Raw genomic sequence first — 17,161 nt, 5'->3', positions numbered from 1 at the left:
GACGAAATAGTACAGTATCACAGTCGATTGGATTTGATAAAATGACGGACAAGATGCAGTTTGATAAAGAAATGGCCATGGAATACGACAGAGGAGTACGTCGAACATTGCCCACCTACGATTCAATGTTCAAACTTGTACAGGCTTATCTTCGGGCGAATATAACACAACAAGAAAGTGTATTGATAATTGGGGCGGGCGGCGGCAATGAACTTGCTACATTAGGTCCCGCTAATCCCGAGTGGACATTTACTGCAGTGGATCCCGCGCTGCCAATGCTTGATATCGCTAGAATGAAGGCAATCGATTTGAAGATGGATGACCGGGTGGAATTCTTCGAAGGAACTGTCAATGATGTGACAGACGAGAAACTGTTCGGGGCTGCAACCTGTATGCTCGTCCTCCATTTCATTGAAGATATCAATGAAAAAAGGAAGCTACTGAAAAAGATCCGACATCACCTATCACCTGGCGCACCATTCGTTATGGCATCCATGTACGGTGACCCAAGCGATCCGACATTTAATGAGCTATTCGCTCTATGGAAAGCATACTGGCTTGATTCGACAAATTTGACTGTAGCAGATGTTGATGAAATGGAGAAAACCGTACGGAAGCTTTCCTTCATTCCTGAAGAGGAGATTGTTCGTTTGTTAAGAGAAGCTGGATTTGGGAACATTGCTAAGTTCTTCACGACGAATATGTTTGGTGGGTGGATTTGTAAGGCAGAGTAGGTGGGTCACTAAAAATTCCATTGAATCCGCTACGGCGCTTGGGGATGCCTCCCACGATAAGCCTGATAGAAAATCACTATCGGTCCTATCACTTCGGCTACCCCAGTAAGGCGTCTTCGCAGGAGAACGGATAGAATCAATCCATTCTTTTTTTCTTGAACACAATGATGGTCAAAACAAAAATACCGATAATCCAAAGAGTAATGATGCCTAAATTCAACCAAACTCCTCCGAATCCGATTCCACTTTCAACCTTTACTGCAATTTCCATAAGTTGCATATTCGGTGTATAATTCACCACATTCAAAATAGGATATTTATCTGCAAACATCGTAATCATCGATCCAAAGCTGAATACAAACATAAAGGGCAAAATAATCACGGAAGCTTCCATAACTGATTTAGCAAGCAAGCCAAGAAGCGTTCCCAAACCGATGAAAAAGAAAGAACTAAACAAGATTGCGATGGCTATAACAAAAAAATGCTCTGGTCGATAGCCCGTAAAAAAAGCCCCGATTACAACAATAATCATCGTTGCTATCAAGCTTAACAAACTTTTTCCACCGAGTATTTCCAATGTCGAAGCAGGAGACAACATTAAACCGCGAAGTGTGTTCTTCTCTTTCTCTTCAGCAATTAAACTGCATTGAACAAACGAGCCAACAATAACCATTGAGAAATTGATGACCATATAATGCGCTTCAATCGCAATATCATCACCCATCTTGCCCATAACAAATGCAATAATAAGTGGCATCAGCACTGTAACCGAAACAGCTGAGTTTCTTGAAATATCCTTGAAGTCTTTCTGAAAGATGGCGTTGATACGCCTCATCGAAAATGTCATGATAATTTCCTCCCTGTCACTTCTACAAAAATATCGCCTAGTGTCGGTTCATTTGAATGAATAGAGACCACTTGATTTGATGACATATAGTTGAACATTTGCTGAGCATCTACCGAAGTACTCTTCAACACGACTTTTTCATTGTTTTTCAACTCCACAGTCATCGTTGAATCTGAATAGAGCTTTCTTAATGCCCCTGGCTCATCCATGAGTCTGATTTGTCCTTTGTTTAGAAATGCGACTCTATCACAGAGCAATTCCGCTTCATTCATATCATGTGTCGTTAGGAAAATCGTCGTTCCACGAGCTTGCAATTTACGAAGCCCTTCATGAATATGTTGCGAATTTACCGGATCGAGCGCTGACGTCGGTTCGTCAAGAAATAGAAGCTCGGGTTCATGTAAGAGTGTTCGAGCAAGTGTCACACGCTGAAGCATCCCTTTGGACAGTTTGGAAACAATTTTTTTCTTTTCATCAGTTAAATTAACAAGTGCTAACACCTCAGCAATTCGTTGTTCCGACACTTCATACAGCTCACAATAGAGCTTCAAATTATCATAAATGGATAGCCTGCCATACAAGCCACTGTTGTCTGTCAGTACGCCGATTTTCTTTCTTGAATTCCCCTTTTTCATTTTTGAAACAGCTTCTCCGAAGACGATCGCTTTTCCGCTTGTCTGATTTAATTGGCCCGTTAGTATTTTTATGGTTGTCGTTTTTCCCGAACCACTCGGTCCGAGAAATCCAAAAATCTCTCCCTTTTTAACGTAAAAACTGACGTCTTCAAGTGCCGTCTGATTCGCAAAAACTTTCTCCAATGATTGAACTTCGATGATGTTTTCCATTGTTCTCCCCCTGAAATATGCAAATGTACTTTCGCTACTACATCTTCAGATTAAGCCGTTTTCGATGGAAAAACAGCATATTTCCCGTGAAAAGAGTCTTTTCGGAGGTGAACGGAGCTTATTTCAGGCCCAACATCACTTTCAATTCAGCCATTTTTGTTTTCGACAGCGGGATATTCGACTTTCTCTCATTTTCTAGAATGAGACTGTAACTGTTCCGTGTCCATGTAATTACCTCTCGAACTTTTTGAAGGTTAACAATATAGGATCGATGGCAACGGAAAAATCCGAAATGTTGTAAACGTTCCTCAAGCTCATTCATCGTGAACATCGTCGGAAATGCCTCCCCGTTAATATGAAGCGAAGATTGTCCATCGTTACTTTCAATATAATCAATTTCGGGTGGATCAAAGAGAACAATTTTCTCATTTACCTTCGTAGGAATTTTTTCAAATCGGACTGGTTGAATTTCTGTTTTATCTATTTCAGCACTCGCTTCCGAAATTGGAGGAATGTCCTCTTCAGATTCCCTGGCTATTTGAATTTCATGCAAACCTTTTTCATCCAACCTAAAAACCTTATCCGCTAAAATGACTGCACTCTCCATATTACCGGTTACTATTAATACACTTTTACCTGTAGCACGCAGCTCTTCCAGCATTATAATCAATACGCGTTGTGTTTCTATATCGATGTTTTGGTCAGGTTCTTCAAATATGAACTGCTCAGGGTTTTGAATGAGTAACTTCGCAAATTGGATTCTTTTTTGCTCCGAGTAAGATAATTTATTTATCCTTATATTTCGCTTCTCTTCAAGGTGAACTTTGCGTAAAATCGCTGTAGTAGATATATCTGCACTATACAGTTTACGGTAAAAACTGAGCATTTCAGCAATTGTTAAGCGCTCATATTGCCCTTCATTCAGCAATGCAAAACCGATGTCTGGAATATTTACTTTTGAAATTTCTACATCATTTATGTATATTTCGCCATTTAAAATAGGTATTTCCTTTGTAAGCATCTGCAAAAGCGTGTTACGTACATTAAGACTGGAGTAAATCGCCGTTACTTGATGGCTAGCACTATGTAAGTTAAATTCAGGGAAAATGAGTGAATCATTTAATCTTTTCTCCACGCTAGAAAATTGCAAACCCATTGTCTCTTCACCTTTCTGTTAAAGCATCACCTTAAGTATAAATAATTTGGTAAATTTTGCAACTCATTATTCTATCCATCCTTATTTCTTTATTACTTGATTAGATGTTTCGTAAACGTGAAAAAGACCACTAACTCATTACTAAGTTAGTGGTCTTTTCATTTATTCAAACGTACGCCAGCCAATATCCTGTCTATAGAAGAATCCGTTCCATTCTAATTGAGACAAGCCTTTATAAACCTCAACCTGCGCTTCTTTCAACGAATCTGCTTTTGCTGTAATGAGCAGTACGCGTCCCCCATTACCAACGAAGCCTGCACCATTCGATTTTGTGCCTGCATGGAAGACTTCTAAGCCTCGTGCTGACAAAATATCAAGATCAGGTAATGCAGCCCCTTTTACTACATCTCCTGGATATCTATCTGCAGCAATGACAACGCCTAACATCGCATTGTCATCCCACTGCAAGTCAAACGGTTTACCATCCATAAGTGCGGTCATGAATTCACCAAAGTCGGATGCCATTCGTGGAAGAACGACCTGCGTCTCAGGATCGCCGAAACGTGCGTTGAACTCAATTACTTTCGGACCCTTTTCAGTCAAAATAAGACCGGCATATAAAATACCTGTAAACGGAGTCCCTTCTGAAGCCATTGCTTCAACTGTCGGAACAACGACTTTATCGTACGCTTCTTTCACAGCTGCGTCCGAAATTTGCGGGACAGGTGAATAAGCACCCATGCCCCCCGTATTCGGTCCTCTATCACCGTCATAAGCACGCTTATGATCCTGTGCGATAACCATCGGGTAAATCTGACCGTCATGGACAAACGACATGTAGGAGAACTCTTCACCGTCCAAAAACTCTTCAATAACGACACGTGACGAGGATTCCCCGAACTTCTGGTTGCCAATCATATCATCGACAGCTTCAAGCGCATCTTCCAGTGTCATCGCAACGATGACACCTTTTCCAGCTGCAAGTCCGTCTGCTTTAACGACAATTGGTGCACCATTTTCTCGGATAAACGCTTTTGCTTCTTCTGCATCGGTAAATGTTCCGTACGCAGCTGTTGGAATATCGTATTTTGTCATAAGCTCTTTTGCGAATGACTTACTTCCTTCAATCAGGGCTGCCGCTTTCGTTGGACCGAATGCTGTTAATCCGCGTTCAGCAAAATAATCAACAATTCCTTCCCCAAGCGGTTGTTCAGGACCGACAAATGTAAGGTCAACATGATTCTCTTGTGCGAATGAAGCAAGCGCCTCAAAATCTAGTGCATCAATTTGCACACATTCAGCATCGTTTTTCATGCCATCATTGCCAGGTGCGACAAAAACTTTATTTACTGAAGGGGAGACATTGAACTGTCTGGCAATCGCATGCTCGCGGCCACCGCTCCCGATAACGAGTATATTCAATGCAAATCTCTCCTTAATGTTTGAAGTGACGTACGCCTGTGAACACCATCGTAATACCATATTCATTAGCTTTTTTAATCGAATCTTCGTCTTTCACTGATCCGCCTGGTTGAATAATTGCCGTAATACCAGCTTGCGCTGCTGCTTCGACCGTATCGTCCATTGGGAAGAATGCATCAGATGCAAGTGCTGCACCTTTAGCGCGTTCTCCTGCTTGCGTTAGCGCGATATTCGCTGCTCCAACACGGTTCATCTGCCCTGCCCCAACGCCGAGTGTCATATTGTCATCAGTGACGACAATTGCGTTCGACTTCACATGTTTAACAACTGCCCAACCAAGTTTCATCGCTTCCCATTCAGCTTCAGTTGGCTGACGGTCTGTCGCTACACGAATGTCTGCATCCGCAAATCCGTATGCATCCGGCTCTTGCATAAGCAATCCGCCTTCAACTGAGACTGTATTCCATTTGTCTTTTTTGTGTTGATCAAATGAAATTGTCATCAAGCGAATATTTTTCTTCTTCGTCAGAATTTCAATTGCTTCTTCCGTGAAAGCAGGTGCGATGATAATTTCAAGGAAGATCCCTGCTAATTTTTCAGCAGTTGCAGCATCTACTTCACGGTTCAATGCGATTATACCGCCAAATATAGACGTCGAGTCTGCTTCATATGCTTTATTGAACGCGTCGAAAATTGTTTCGCCCGTTCCAACGCCACATGGATTCATATGTTTTACCGCTACTGCAGCTGCTTTATCGAATTCTTTGATGATCTGGATAGCTGCGTTCGCATCTTGAATATTGTTATATGAAAGTTCTTTGCCGTGCAATTGTTTCGCGTACGCAATTGAGAAATCTGAACCAAGTGGACGGCTATAGAAAGCTGCTTTTTGGTGTGGATTTTCTCCGTAACGAAGCGGTTGTTTTAGTTCATATGTATAAGTAACCTGCTCTGGGAATTCTTCGCCAGTAAGGTCCGTCAAGAAGCCAGCAATAAGCGCATCGTATGCCGCTGTATGACGGAATACTTTTGCAGCCAAACGTCTACGCGTTTCAAGTGTCGTTTTTCCATCAGCTTTGATTTCGGAAAGTACTTGATCGTAATCTGTTGCATCTACGATAACTGTAACGTATGCATGGTTTTTCGCAGAAGCACGAAGCATCGCTGGTCCACCAATATCGATATTTTCTATTGCATCATCATTGGTTACATCTGGTTTTGAAATTGTTTCTTTAAACGGATACAAGTTAACACAAACAACATCGATCGGCTGAATGCCGTGTTCTAGCATTTGCGAGATGTGAGATGGATTGTCTTGTTTTGCAAGAAGTCCTCCGTGAATCATCGGGTTGAGCGTTTTCACGCGACCTTCCATAATCTCAGGGAATCCAGTTACTGAATCGACTGCCGTCACTGCGACGCCATTGTCTGCAAGATGTTTCATTGTTCCGCCTGTAGATAACAATTCGTAACCGAGACTTTCCAATTCCTTGGCAAATTCCAAAATACCGTTTTTGTCTGACACGCTAAGCAATGCACGTTTTTTCACGAATAAAACCCTCCAATTTGTATATTAGGATAGCAGTCTAAAATCGCGACTTCCTGTCGCAACGACTGCATGACCTACTTCCTGCCGGCCCAAGCCTTTATCATTACTGGCTAAAAAGTTTGTTTAACGTATCTTTATATAAACCATGTTCAACAGCATGAATGGCTTCAGCAGTTTTGTCTTCATCTCCATCGACGACATCGACAGCACATTGTGCAAGAATCTGACCTGTATCCATTCCTTCATCAACAAGATGAACGGTTACACCCGTTACTTTCACGCCATGCGAAACTGCTTGCCCAACCGCATCTTTTCCAGGAAATGAAGGCAGTAGTGAGGGATGGATATTAACGATGTGAGAAGGAAAAGCCGTCAATAGTACCGGCCCTACAAGACGCATATAACCTGCAAGAACCAGCCATTCCGCCCCAGACTCACGAAGTGCATGAAGAATTGCTTCTTCGTACGCATCTTTCGTTGCGAACTCTTTTGGAAGAATCGCTGCAACTGGAATGCTAGCTTTTTCAGCACGTTCAACAACAAATGCTTCAGGTTTGTTCGTCACCATGAGGACGATTTCAGCGTTCAACTCACCTTTTTTGCATGCTTCTTCAATCGCCGCAAAATTACTGCCACTTCCGGATGCGAAAATGGCAATCTTCATTTTCTGTTTCATTCGGCCAGACTTCCGTCATGCGTACCTGTAAATGTAACGCCTTCGCCTTCTATTACTCGCCCGATAATGAATGCTTCTTCCCCGTGCTCAGCTGCAATTTTAAGAGCAGCATTCGCTTGTTCTTCAGGGATAGCAACAACAAAACCAATACCCATATTGAATACGCTATACAGATCTTTATCCAACAATCCGCCTTTTTCTTTCAGCATTTTGAATACTGGAAGTACCGGCCATGAACCAAGGTCAATTTCCACTCCGAATCCGTCTACCAACATACGTGGTAAGTTTTCGTAGAAGCCGCCGCCCGTAATATGGCCCATTGAATGGACATCGAGTTCGTTATGCATTTGAAGTACAGGTTTAGCGTAAATTTTCGTTGGCTCAAGAAGTGCGTTGCCAACCGTTCCAAGCTCTTCGTATCCGGCAATCAAACCGTCAATTTCACAGCCTTGATCCTCGATTACAATTTTACGGACTAGTGAAAAACCGTTCGAATGAATACCACTTGAAGCGATGCCAACAAGAACGTCACCCGCAACAACTTTTTCACCTGTAACGATTTTACTCTTTTCACAAGCACCAACGGCAAAACCTGCAAGGTCATACTCATCAACTTCGTAAAGTCCTGGCATCTCAGCCGTTTCTCCACCAATTAATGCTGCGCCTGACTGAACACAACCATCCGCAATTCCTTTAACAATCGCTTCGACCTTTTCAGGTACAGCTTTTCCAAGCGCTATGTAATCAAGGAAATAAAGAGGTTCTGCACCCTGAGCCACAATGTCGTTAACACACATAGCGACACAGTCAATCCCAATCGTGTCATGCTTATCTGCCATGAACGCAAGTTTCAACTTTGTACCAACACCATCTGTACCGGAAATAAGAACCGGCTCTTTATAATTAAGTGCGGATAAATCGAACATGCCGCCAAAACCGCCGAACGTTCCCGTAACACCAATACGTGCAGTACGCGCAACATGGGATTTCATCCGTTCAACTGACTCGTAACCAGCTTCGATATTTACTCCTGCGTTTTCATAAGCCTTCGACATGCATAAGTCCCCCTATCAAACAATTTCTTTTTTATATGGCAAAACTGTATCCGAATAGATTTCTGTAGGATATTCTCCCGTAAAGCATGCAAGGCATTGTCCACAATTTTTCGTTTTTTCCGGTCTTCCAATTGCTCCAATCAATCCTTCGGCAGATAGGAATGTAAGTGAATCTGCACCGATCAGTTCCCGAATTTCATCATTCGTCCTGTTTGTTGCAATCAGTTCTGAATCCGTACTAATATCAACACCATAAAAACACGGACTGACAAGTGGTGGAGACGCAATCACTACGTGAACTTCCGTTGCACCTGCTTCTTTCAACAAATTGACAATCCTTTTTGAAGTGGTGCCGCGAACAATCGAATCATCCACCATAACGACTCTTTTACCGTTCACAACTTGACGCACTGGAGAAAGTTTCATCTTCACGCCTTTTTCACGCATTTCCTGTGTCGGTTGAATAAACGTGCGCCCAACATAACGATTTTTGATGAGACCCAGTTCATAGGGAATTCCACTTTCCTCAGAAAATCCAATTGCCGCTGAAATGCTTGAATCGGGTACACCTGTGACGACGTCTGCTTCGATATGTACTTCGCGTGCAAGCTGTTTGCCGCAACGTTTCCGTGCTGAATGGATGTTAATACCGTCAATATCCGAATCGGGGCGTGCGAAATAGATGTATTCCATCGAGCACATAGCCGAGTCTGCAGCTTGTGCAAATCGATCCGACTGTATGCCTTTATCATTAATAATGATAAGTTCTCCTGGCTCTACTGAGCGAATCCATTCCGCGCCGATAATATCGAACGCACATGTCTCAGACGCCACAACCCATGCATCCCCCAATTTACCAAGAGATAGTGGACGCAAACCGTTTGGATCCTGTGCTACCATTAATCCATCATCCGTCAATATGACAAATGCAAATGCACCTTTTAACATCGACAATGCTTTTTTCACACGATCGCGTTGCATTAAGGATCCGCTACTTTTCTTAATTAAATGCGCCAGCACTTCTGTATCAGAATTCGTCTGAAAAATACTGCCTTGACGTTCAAGATGCTCTCGTAGTTCGACCGCGTTCACAATGTTTCCATTGTGAGCGACCGAAAGACTACCTGTTGTTGAGCGGAAAACAAGCGGTTGAACATTTTCAATTCCGCGGCCATTCTCCGTCGAATAACGTACTTGCGCGATTGCAGCATTTCCTTTTAAATCGTTGATCTCATTGCCGGAAAACACTTCATTGACAAGACCTTCGCCTTTAACCACATGAAACTTTTTGCCTTCCTTTGTAACGATACCGGCTCCTTCTTGCCCCCGGTGTTGTAAAGCGTGCAGACCATAATAACTGATCTGCGCCGCATCATCATGCCCCCAAATACCAAACACACCGCACTCTTCGTTTAAGCCTCTGAGTTCAGCAAGCATTGGATAGCTCCTTTCCAAGCAGAACGGAGTTCATCAACCGTCCCGTCAATTAACACGCCATTTTCACCATTGATAACGATTCGGTTAGTATCCGTTACTACACCGATTTTAATAGCATCTGTCACAGCTTTTTCAAACGCTGCTACATTATCTTCTTTTACAGTAACTAGGAAACGTGATTGTGTTTCACTGAATAATGCCGTTACCGCAGAACCTGAAATTGTTACGCCAGCTCCAAGACCTTCCGCTCCAAACGCTTTTTCACAAAGCGCTATTGCAAAACCGCCTTCTGATAAGTCCGTTGCAGATTCAACAAGTCCAGATTGGATTGCAGTCAATAGTGCTTTCTGACGTGCCGCTTCAACTTCAAGGTCAATTGCCGGCGCTTGACCAGAAATTTTCCCGTCAATCATTTGTTGCAATTCACTTCCACCGAAATCGAGTGATGCTTCCCCGATGACAAAAATAATATCGCCTGCATTTTTGAATTCAGTAGTCGTTACTTGTGATAGATCATGCACAAGGCCAACCATACCAATCGTTGGTGTTGGATAGATTGGAACACCGTTCACTTCATTAGACAAGGAGACGTTACCGCTAATGACAGGTGCATTCAACTTGCGGCATGCTTCAGAAATTCCGTCGGCTGATTTCTCAAGCTGCCAAAATACTTCTGGCTTGTCCGCACTACCGAAGTTCAGGCAATCCGTGACTGCAATTGGTTCTGCGCCTGAACAAATGAGGTTACGCGCTGCTTCAGCAACTGCAATTTTCCCACCTATTTCTGGGTCGAGGTATACAAATCGCGAGTTACAATCTGCTGTCATCGCAAGTCCTTTATTCGTTCCACTGACACGAATGACACCTGCAGACGAACCTGGTGCAACTACCGTATTCGACCTAGCTTGTGTATCGAACTGGTTATACACCCATTCTTTCGATGCAATTGTAGGACGTTGCAGTAATTCGTTAAGTGTCTCATTCAAATCAGCCACAACGGGTTCAGTCATTTCCATCGCTTGGAACTCTCTGAAATAAGCAGGTTCTTCAGATTTTTTATGGTAAACCGGAGCATCTTCCGCAAGGAAATCTGCTAATACTTCTGCAACAATTTCACCTTTATGGAAAAGACGAAGCATTTTGTCGTCTGTTACTTTACCTATTGAGACTGCTTCAATTCCATATTTTCCGCATAGGTCTGTTACTTCTTGTTCGCGGCCTTTTTTCACGACAACAAGCATCCGCTCCTGAGATTCCGACAGCATCATTTCGTACGCTGTCATTCCTTCTTCACGCTGTGGTACCAGATCCAAGTTCATTTCCACGCCGTATCCTGCTTTTGAAGCCATTTCAGCAGCAGATGATGTAAGACCTGCAGCACCCATATCTTGTATACCAATAAGTGCATCTGATTTCACAAGTTCAAGGCATGCCTCCATTAGAAGTTTCTCAAGAAACGGATTTCCCGCCTGCATGACTGGAAGTTCTGCTTCTTCTACAGCGACTTCAACTGAAGACATCGTTGCACCGTGGATGCCGTCGCGCCCTGTTGTTGCACCGACATACATGACAGTATTGCCTACGCCTGCAGCGATACCTTTTTGAATATCTTCATGGTTCAAAATACCAACAGCCATCGCATTGACTAACGGACGTTTTGAATAACAATTGTCAAACTGCACTTCTCCCGCAATCGTCGGAATCCCAATTGCATTTCCGTAACTCGCCATACCTGACACCGCTTCTTCGAATAAATAACGGTCACGTGCATTCGATAGTTCTCCAATACGAAGAGAATTGACGAGTGCTACAGGACGGGCCCCCATTGAAAATACGTCACGTAGAACTCCACCAGCACCAGTTGCTGCACCGATAAACGGCTCTATAGCAGATGGTGAGTTATGGGATTCCATTTTGAATACAGCTGCTTGGTTATCACCGATATCAACAATTCCTGCACCTTCACCTGGCCCTTGAAGGACGCGTGCTCCTTCAGTTGGGAACTTACGAAGTACCGGTTTCGAGCTTTTATATGAACAATGTTCAGACCATAATGCCGAGAATAGACCTGTTTCCGTATAGTTTGGAAGGCGGCCTAACATCTCTTCTACACGTTCGAATTCTGCGTCTGACATTCCCATTTGTAAGTATAATTTCTCATCTTTAATTTGTTGTGCGTTCGGTTCATGCTTGGCTGACATTATTTTCACTCCACCTTTTCAAGATTGAATTGAATAGAGACAATCCGTCTGTTCCTCCGATGATTTCCTCCACTGCACGTTCAGGGAGAGGCATCATTCCGAGCACATTGCCTTTTTCGTTCAACACACCCGCGATGTCTGCTGTGCTGCCATCTGCATTACCATCCGCATATGTAAATACGATACGGTTATTATTTTTTAATTCTGCTACTGTTTTTTCATCAACATAGTAGTTTCCGAATTCATGAGCAAACGGAATTGAAATTTCTTGCCCTTTTTCATAACCAGCTGTAAATGTAGATTCTGTATTCAAGACCGTTAACTTTGTTTTGCCTGATCTAAACTTCAAGCCTTTATTGCGTAAGAATGCACCTGGTAAGAGGCCTGCTTCAGCAAGGATTTGGAATCCGTTACCTACACCAAGGACAGGTTTCCCTGATTCAGCAAAAGCTTTCAAACTAGCAATTGCAGGTGAACTTTGTGCCAGCGCACCCGGACGCAGATAATCCCCGTAAGATGCTCCACTTGGAATTAGTAGTGCGTCAAAACCGTCAAGATTTGCTTCTGTATGGCTGATATATTCTGCGTCATAGCCGAGAACATTATTTACTGCATGATACATGTCGATGTCACAGCCCGATCCTGGGAAAACAAGAATAGCGAACTTCATTTACCCGCAACCTCCCCAATTTCGTAGCGGTAGTCTTCAATGACTTCATTGACCAATAGCTTTTCACACATTTCTTTGACACGTGCATCAATATCTTTTGCTGATCCATCTAGTTCAAGCTCAATCAATTTGCCGATGCGTACGTTTTCGACTTCTTTATAACCCATTACCTGAAGTGCTTCTTTTGTAGTGATTCCTTGTGGATCTACAACACTTTCACGGAGTGTTACGTATACGTTTACTTTCGTCATGTCTTTTTTCCTCCCAAGTGGAATTAGATTAGGTTACTTGATCAAAAATGCCTTGGCGTATTTGCATTCAGATTTTGAATTGAGCTTGCTCAATTCACTCCCTTCAAAATCTGTGACATCCGCCGGAGGCTTTAACTTAATTCAGTGGGGGAAACCCCGCTGAATTAAGTTAAAGTGTTGAAAAGCTGCCGTCAATTATTCAGTCAAGACGGAGCTGTTTGAAACTCGTATCAGACCAAATGCCTGTTGAATCAATGTCTTTCAATGTCTTTTCAATATCGTCAGTCATGATTGTTACATGTCCCATTTTACGTTTTACTTTCGCTTCTGCTTTACCGTATAAATGGATTGACCAATCAGGATAATCCGTCACAATCTTCGTCAGTGGCGCGACATGTTCTCCGAGTACGTTTACCATTATCGATGGCTTCCATAGAATCGGCTTGCGAAGTGGCCAGCCACAAATAGCACGAATATGCTGATGGAATTGAGAAATGTTACAAGCCTCAATTGAATAATGTCCCGAGTTATGCGGTCGTGGTGCTAATTCATTAATAATAATTTCATCATTTTCTAAAACGAACAATTCAACCGCCAATGTTCCGACAAGATTGAGATGATCTGCGATTTTCATCGCCGCAACTTCAGCTTGCACTACGACATTTTCATGTACTCGTGCTGGAACAATTGATTCGTGCAGGATATGGTCTATATGAATATTTTCAGCAACCGGGAGACAATATGATTGTCCTTTAGCATTGCGTTGAATGATTACTGAAATCTCTTTCTTAAATGGCACAAATGCTTCTGCAATACATGCCGAGTGAGCAAAGAGTGATTCCGCTTCATGAAGATCTCCTATAGAGTCAATTTTCACTTGGCCTTTTCCGTCATAACCACCGAATGCAGTCTTAACGATACAAGGGAAGCCAACTTCTGCGATTTTTGTTGTTAGTTCCTCAAACGTCTGTGCCGTTACATAGTTTGCAACAGGTGCACCCGATGCAGTAATTTCTGCTTTTTCATTGATCCGGTTCTGTGTGATCCGGACAAGTTCCGCACCCTGTGGTACATATGCGATTTGAGTGAGTCGTTTTAATCCCTCATAATCAATATTTTCGAATTCGTATGTAATAACGTCACTCACTTCACCTAGTTCCTCAAGTGCTGCCTCATCGTTGTACGGTGCAACAATCCGTATATCAGCAATTTGACCGCATGGTGAATCCATAACAGGATCTAGCACAGCGATTTTGAATCCAGCTTCCTTCGCGGCAAGCCCCATCATCCGACCAAGCTGTCCACCACCAATGATCCCTATCGTTTGTCCGGGTAAAATTGTTTTCATAGTAGATCACCGCTGCTTTCCAGTGCCGCATCACGTATTCTGTTACGGCGCTCTTCAATACGTCTCATTAAAGTTTTGTCATGGACTCCTAACATCTGTGCTGCAAGAAGCCCTGCATTGACGGCGCCTGCTTTCCCAATCGCCATAGTCGCAACCGGAACACCTCCAGGCATTTGAACTATCGACAATAAGGAATCCATTCCGTTCAACGCTTTCGACTGAACAGGTATACCGATAACGGGTAGCAATGTTTTTGCTGCAACCATACCAGGAAGGTGTGCAGCTCCTCCAGCCCCTGCAATAATGATTTCTAGACCTTTACCTTGCGCTTGTTCTGCATATTCAAACATAAAATCAGGAGTGCGATGTGCCGAGACAACTTTCTTCTCGTAAGGGACTTCAAGTTCATCCAATATGTCACATGTATGCTTCATCGTTTCCCAATCACTTTTACTTCCCATAATGACACCGATTTTCGGTTCCACTTATAATCCGCTCCTTTTAAGAAAAGTACAAGCGCCTTGGTCAGGAGCGACTGTCATAAGACGGATAAGGAAGGCAACCTAATTTCGCCGCGTCCTGTATCCTAGCCGATCTGGCTTATGACCCGAGCGCCTGAAGCCTAGATAATATTTAAAGTAAAACTTATACTTACCTAATAAAAAATCCTCGAATGATCTGCTTTTCATATGCATGAAAAGCAGATCATTCGAGGACATTGTAATATGCGTTAAGGTGAAAGTATCCATAGGTACCCATACACCTTACGCTACCATTCCTGAAAGTCGCTTTCCCGCATAGTCCAGACATTACGGTGTCTTGGTAGAAACACTGCGGCCAATTCCACAGTATATATGGGGATTTCTAATAACTTTCTTTATTTTATCAAAAACAGAACCGTTCGTCAATATAAAATACGAACAATAGTATATGATACTTTAAAAACGTTCGCCTTTATGGCGTTTATGACGTTTGTGGTGTTTATTATTCCGTCAGAATACCTTTAAACTTGATAACTTGTCTTACTGGTACATATTCACCGTTCACTTCTGTAAACAGTGGCTCTTCCTTTCGGCCAGCCACTGTATAACCCTCAGCAGCCATTCTCTTCAAACAATTCTCAATAGATTCTTCAGCTTCCACTTCAAACCAAACTGTTTTTTTACTCACTTGAACAACTTTCCTTTCTTCACACTCTTCACCCAGAATCCGCCGTGTATTGTTTTTGCCTCATATGAAATAATAAATGCCTTTGGGTCTATTTCTTTAATTGCAACGTAAAGCTTCAATTCATATTTTCTCGGCGTAAGTATTTGCAATGAACTTCGATTGCCATCTAGTCCATTCACTGCCCAATCAGTCACACCATATCCTTGTCCCCTCAGTATACTCGGTAATTTTAAGTTTTGTTCTGATGAAATTACATTTACAGTAATATAACCAAGCGCCATCTTCTCTTCAATCATTGAACCGACGACTACCCCGCAACCATAACCGATTGCATAGGCCACTATGTTCTGTATTTCATTCAAGTTATCCAATACTAGACCAAGGCCTATGACATAGATAACAATTTCCACTACACTGATAGCTGCAGCAGTATACCTATAGCCTTTCAACGTCATAATCATGCGCACTGTAAAGAAAGTCACATAAACGATATTGATGGCGAAGATAATGAGTACCATTTGCAAAATTACCACCTCTTCCTATTACTGCTTAGTTATCATCCTATCCCTCATGGAGGATGATTTCAAGACATTGAGAATAAGCAAAAAATTGTTGTATTTAATGAATGTTTTCATTAAATACCGCCTCAGCATCTAGTCATATAGCTTTGGCTACCCAGTGTCCAGGTACTAGACACTGGAAGGCACCTTCGCTCTATCTAAAGAGGGTAAAGCAATCTCCACTAGTAACATGGAGAAAACGCATTGTGACAGCAGCTGACACCACACACTGAAGAGAATAGATAAGACCACACATTCGCCAAAGACGTAAAAGAAATTCAGATTCCCTTCGCTCAATTTTAGCAGGTATTCATATCTTCAACATCACGTCTGTTGATTAACCATATATTCGCATTAAATACTGGTGAGAAGGGCTTGATAACCTCCATTTTTACTGGACCATTTTCGTACCGCTTTCGACTAACTATTCATGACAGATTTACTGAGGGTCCTTGTGTGGCAAGAAGTGACTCCGTTATTTCTTGCCACACTTTTGAGGGAGGAATTGTAGTTCATTCCTCCTTAGTAATCCTGTTGTGAATAGTTGCCTGTCGCGTTCCTACAATGTTCAAGTGAAAAATGCGGTTGTTTTGGAAGAAAAGAATAGATGACATTCTATGGAGAGTGTAAGTGCCCAAAGATGCAATTTCGGGCACTCTTACACGTTGCGCCATGCGTTCCTTGCTTACTTTTAGTAAGGATTATGCATCTAAGCTTGTGTCGCCCTATTGAAAGTAAAACTTCTTTAAAATAAATAAGAAAAAAACATAGAGAAAGGGCAGCTACTCTTTCGTCCCAAAAATCTTCAGCACACTATGTACTTATGTAATTGGAGCGCGACGGATGAAGGACAACCAGCAATTTAAAGCGATCCAAGTGCAACTATACAAGTAGTAGGCAGAGGGTAATCAAGTTATGTACTGGTTTGTTTGGTTAATCAACAGACGTGCTTAAACATATAATATTTCCAGCCTACGACTAGTTTTTCGACCATAAATGATTAAACATAAACACAAAAAAGGTCATTACCTATTGGCAATGACCTTACACCTATATAAAAGAAAATAAAATTCAAAAATAAAAAGCCATTACCTATTGGCAATGACCTTGCGCCCGGCGACGTCCTACTCTTGCAGGGGGAAACCCCCAACTACCATCGGCGCTGAAGAGCTTAACTTCCGTGTTCGGGATGGGAACGGGTGTGACCTCTTCGCAATCGTCACCAGACTCTTTGAGCTTG

General features: G+C 42.5%; 16 protein-coding genes, 1 rRNA gene and 1 riboswitch. Of the genes, 1 reads left to right on the top strand and 16 read right to left on the bottom strand.

Going from position 1 to position 17,161, the window contains the following annotated elements:
• Nucleotides 1-41 precede the first annotated feature (41 nt).
• On the top strand, nt 42-734 hold the full coding sequence (locus FQ087_RS20125) for a class I SAM-dependent methyltransferase (RefSeq protein WP_149582387.1): 693 nt from the start codon (nt 42-44) through the stop codon (nt 732-734).
• Nucleotides 735-870: 136 nt separating this feature from the next.
• On the opposite strand, the gene FQ087_RS20120 is transcribed toward FQ087_RS20125, so the two are convergent.
• The 16 genes from FQ087_RS20120 to rrf form a co-directional block, all read right to left on the bottom strand.
• Nucleotides 871-1,581 (bottom strand): ABC transporter permease, encoded by a 711-nt coding sequence (locus tag FQ087_RS20120; RefSeq protein WP_149582386.1) that lies wholly within the window; start codon nt 1,579-1,581, stop codon nt 871-873.
• Nucleotides 1,578-2,426 carry an ABC transporter ATP-binding protein gene (locus tag FQ087_RS20115; RefSeq protein WP_149582385.1) on the bottom strand — a complete coding sequence of 283 codons (849 nt, stop codon included), beginning with the start codon at nt 2,424-2,426 and terminating at the stop codon, nt 1,578-1,580. Before FQ087_RS20115 ends, FQ087_RS20120 begins: the two co-directional genes overlap by 4 nt.
• Before the next feature lie 118 nt (nt 2,427-2,544).
• On the bottom strand, nt 2,545-3,582 hold the full coding sequence (locus tag FQ087_RS20110) for a LytTR family transcriptional regulator DNA-binding domain-containing protein (RefSeq protein WP_149582384.1): 1,038 nt from the start codon (nt 3,580-3,582) through the stop codon (nt 2,545-2,547).
• A gap of 162 nt (nt 3,583-3,744) precedes the next feature.
• Complete coding sequence (gene purD, locus FQ087_RS20105; RefSeq protein ID WP_149582383.1) at nt 3,745-5,004, bottom strand: phosphoribosylamine--glycine ligase; 1,260 nt, start codon at nt 5,002-5,004, stop codon at nt 3,745-3,747.
• A gap of 13 nt (nt 5,005-5,017) precedes the next feature.
• The gene (gene purH, locus FQ087_RS20100) at nt 5,018-6,553 is read right to left on the bottom strand and encodes a bifunctional phosphoribosylaminoimidazolecarboxamide formyltransferase/IMP cyclohydrolase (RefSeq protein WP_149582382.1); all 1,536 of its coding nucleotides are present in this window, start codon (nt 6,551-6,553) and stop codon (nt 5,018-5,020) included.
• Between the two features lie 103 nt (nt 6,554-6,656).
• Nucleotides 6,657-7,229: a phosphoribosylglycinamide formyltransferase gene (gene purN, locus FQ087_RS20095; protein WP_149582381.1), complete on the bottom strand. Its 573-nt coding sequence runs from the start codon at nt 7,227-7,229 to the stop codon at nt 6,657-6,659.
• Nucleotides 7,226-8,284 carry a phosphoribosylformylglycinamidine cyclo-ligase gene (gene purM, locus FQ087_RS20090; protein WP_149582380.1) on the bottom strand — a complete coding sequence of 353 codons (1,059 nt, stop codon included), beginning with the start codon at nt 8,282-8,284 and terminating at the stop codon, nt 7,226-7,228. Before purM ends, purN begins: the two co-directional genes overlap by 4 nt.
• A gap of 15 nt (nt 8,285-8,299) precedes the next feature.
• Nucleotides 8,300-9,721, bottom strand: a complete 1,422-nt coding sequence (purF, locus tag FQ087_RS20085; RefSeq protein WP_149582379.1) for an amidophosphoribosyltransferase — start codon at nt 9,719-9,721, stop codon at nt 8,300-8,302.
• Complete coding sequence (purL, locus tag FQ087_RS20080) at nt 9,697-11,922, bottom strand: phosphoribosylformylglycinamidine synthase subunit PurL (RefSeq protein WP_149582378.1); 2,226 nt, start codon at nt 11,920-11,922, stop codon at nt 9,697-9,699. Before purL ends, purF begins: the two co-directional genes overlap by 25 nt.
• On the bottom strand, nt 11,906-12,592 hold the full coding sequence (gene purQ / locus FQ087_RS20075) for a phosphoribosylformylglycinamidine synthase subunit PurQ (RefSeq protein ID WP_149582377.1): 687 nt from the start codon (nt 12,590-12,592) through the stop codon (nt 11,906-11,908). Before purQ ends, purL begins: the two co-directional genes overlap by 17 nt.
• Nucleotides 12,589-12,843, bottom strand: a complete 255-nt coding sequence (gene purS / locus FQ087_RS20070; RefSeq protein ID WP_149582376.1) for a phosphoribosylformylglycinamidine synthase subunit PurS — start codon at nt 12,841-12,843, stop codon at nt 12,589-12,591. The genes purQ and purS overlap by 4 nt, the downstream gene beginning before the upstream one ends.
• Nucleotides 12,844-13,042: 199 nt before the next feature.
• Nucleotides 13,043-14,191 carry a 5-(carboxyamino)imidazole ribonucleotide synthase gene (gene purK / locus FQ087_RS20065; RefSeq protein WP_149582375.1) on the bottom strand — a complete coding sequence of 383 codons (1,149 nt, stop codon included), beginning with the start codon at nt 14,189-14,191 and terminating at the stop codon, nt 13,043-13,045.
• Nucleotides 14,188-14,676 carry a 5-(carboxyamino)imidazole ribonucleotide mutase gene (gene purE / locus FQ087_RS20060; protein WP_149582374.1) on the bottom strand — a complete coding sequence of 163 codons (489 nt, stop codon included), beginning with the start codon at nt 14,674-14,676 and terminating at the stop codon, nt 14,188-14,190. Before purE ends, purK begins: the two co-directional genes overlap by 4 nt.
• Before the next feature lie 293 nt (nt 14,677-14,969).
• A riboswitch (purine riboswitch) is annotated at nt 14,970-15,069 on the bottom strand.
• Between the two features lie 106 nt (nt 15,070-15,175).
• The gene (locus FQ087_RS20055; RefSeq protein WP_149582373.1) at nt 15,176-15,361 is read right to left on the bottom strand and encodes an NETI motif-containing protein; all 186 of its coding nucleotides are present in this window, start codon (nt 15,359-15,361) and stop codon (nt 15,176-15,178) included.
• Nucleotides 15,358-15,879 (bottom strand): DUF2179 domain-containing protein, encoded by a 522-nt coding sequence (locus FQ087_RS20050; protein WP_149582487.1) that lies wholly within the window; start codon nt 15,877-15,879, stop codon nt 15,358-15,360. Before FQ087_RS20050 ends, FQ087_RS20055 begins: the two co-directional genes overlap by 4 nt.
• Nucleotides 15,880-17,032: 1,153 nt before the next feature.
• Nucleotides 17,033-17,148, bottom strand: a 5S ribosomal RNA gene (gene rrf / locus FQ087_RS20045).
• Nucleotides 17,149-17,161: the final 13 nt, after the last annotated feature.

Source organism: Sporosarcina sp. ANT_H38 (genome assembly GCF_008369195.1).
Lineage (GTDB): Bacteria > Bacillota > Bacilli > Bacillales_A > Planococcaceae > Sporosarcina.
Note: the sequence above shows the minus strand (reverse complement) of the source record. Positions and strands in the feature narration are given on the sequence as shown.

Coding starts and splice junctions, on each gene's coding strand:
- FQ087_RS20125 (WP_149582387.1), top strand. CDS start 42: ATGACGGACAAGATGCAGTTTGATAAAGAAATGGCCATGGAATACGAC.
- FQ087_RS20120 (WP_149582386.1), bottom strand. CDS start 1,581: ATGACATTTTCGATGAGGCGTATCAACGCCATCTTTCAGAAAGACTTC.
- FQ087_RS20115 (WP_149582385.1), bottom strand. CDS start 2,426: ATGGAAAACATCATCGAAGTTCAATCATTGGAGAAAGTTTTTGCGAAT.
- FQ087_RS20110 (WP_149582384.1), bottom strand. CDS start 3,582: ATGGGTTTGCAATTTTCTAGCGTGGAGAAAAGATTAAATGATTCACTC.
- purN (WP_149582381.1), bottom strand. CDS start 7,229: ATGAAACAGAAAATGAAGATTGCCATTTTCGCATCCGGAAGTGGCAGT.
- purM (WP_149582380.1), bottom strand. CDS start 8,284: ATGTCGAAGGCTTATGAAAACGCAGGAGTAAATATCGAAGCTGGTTAC.
- purF (WP_149582379.1), bottom strand. CDS start 9,721: ATGCTTGCTGAACTCAGAGGCTTAAACGAAGAGTGCGGTGTGTTTGGT.
- purL (WP_149582378.1), bottom strand. CDS start 11,922: ATGTCAGCCAAGCATGAACCGAACGCACAACAAATTAAAGATGAGAAA.
- purQ (WP_149582377.1), bottom strand. CDS start 12,592: ATGAAGTTCGCTATTCTTGTTTTCCCAGGATCGGGCTGTGACATCGAC.
- purS (WP_149582376.1), bottom strand. CDS start 12,843: ATGACGAAAGTAAACGTATACGTAACACTCCGTGAAAGTGTTGTAGAT.
- purK (WP_149582375.1), bottom strand. CDS start 14,191: ATGAAAACAATTTTACCCGGACAAACGATAGGGATCATTGGTGGTGGA.
- FQ087_RS20050 (WP_149582487.1), bottom strand. CDS start 15,879: ATGGTACTCATTATCTTCGCCATCAATATCGTTTATGTGACTTTCTTT.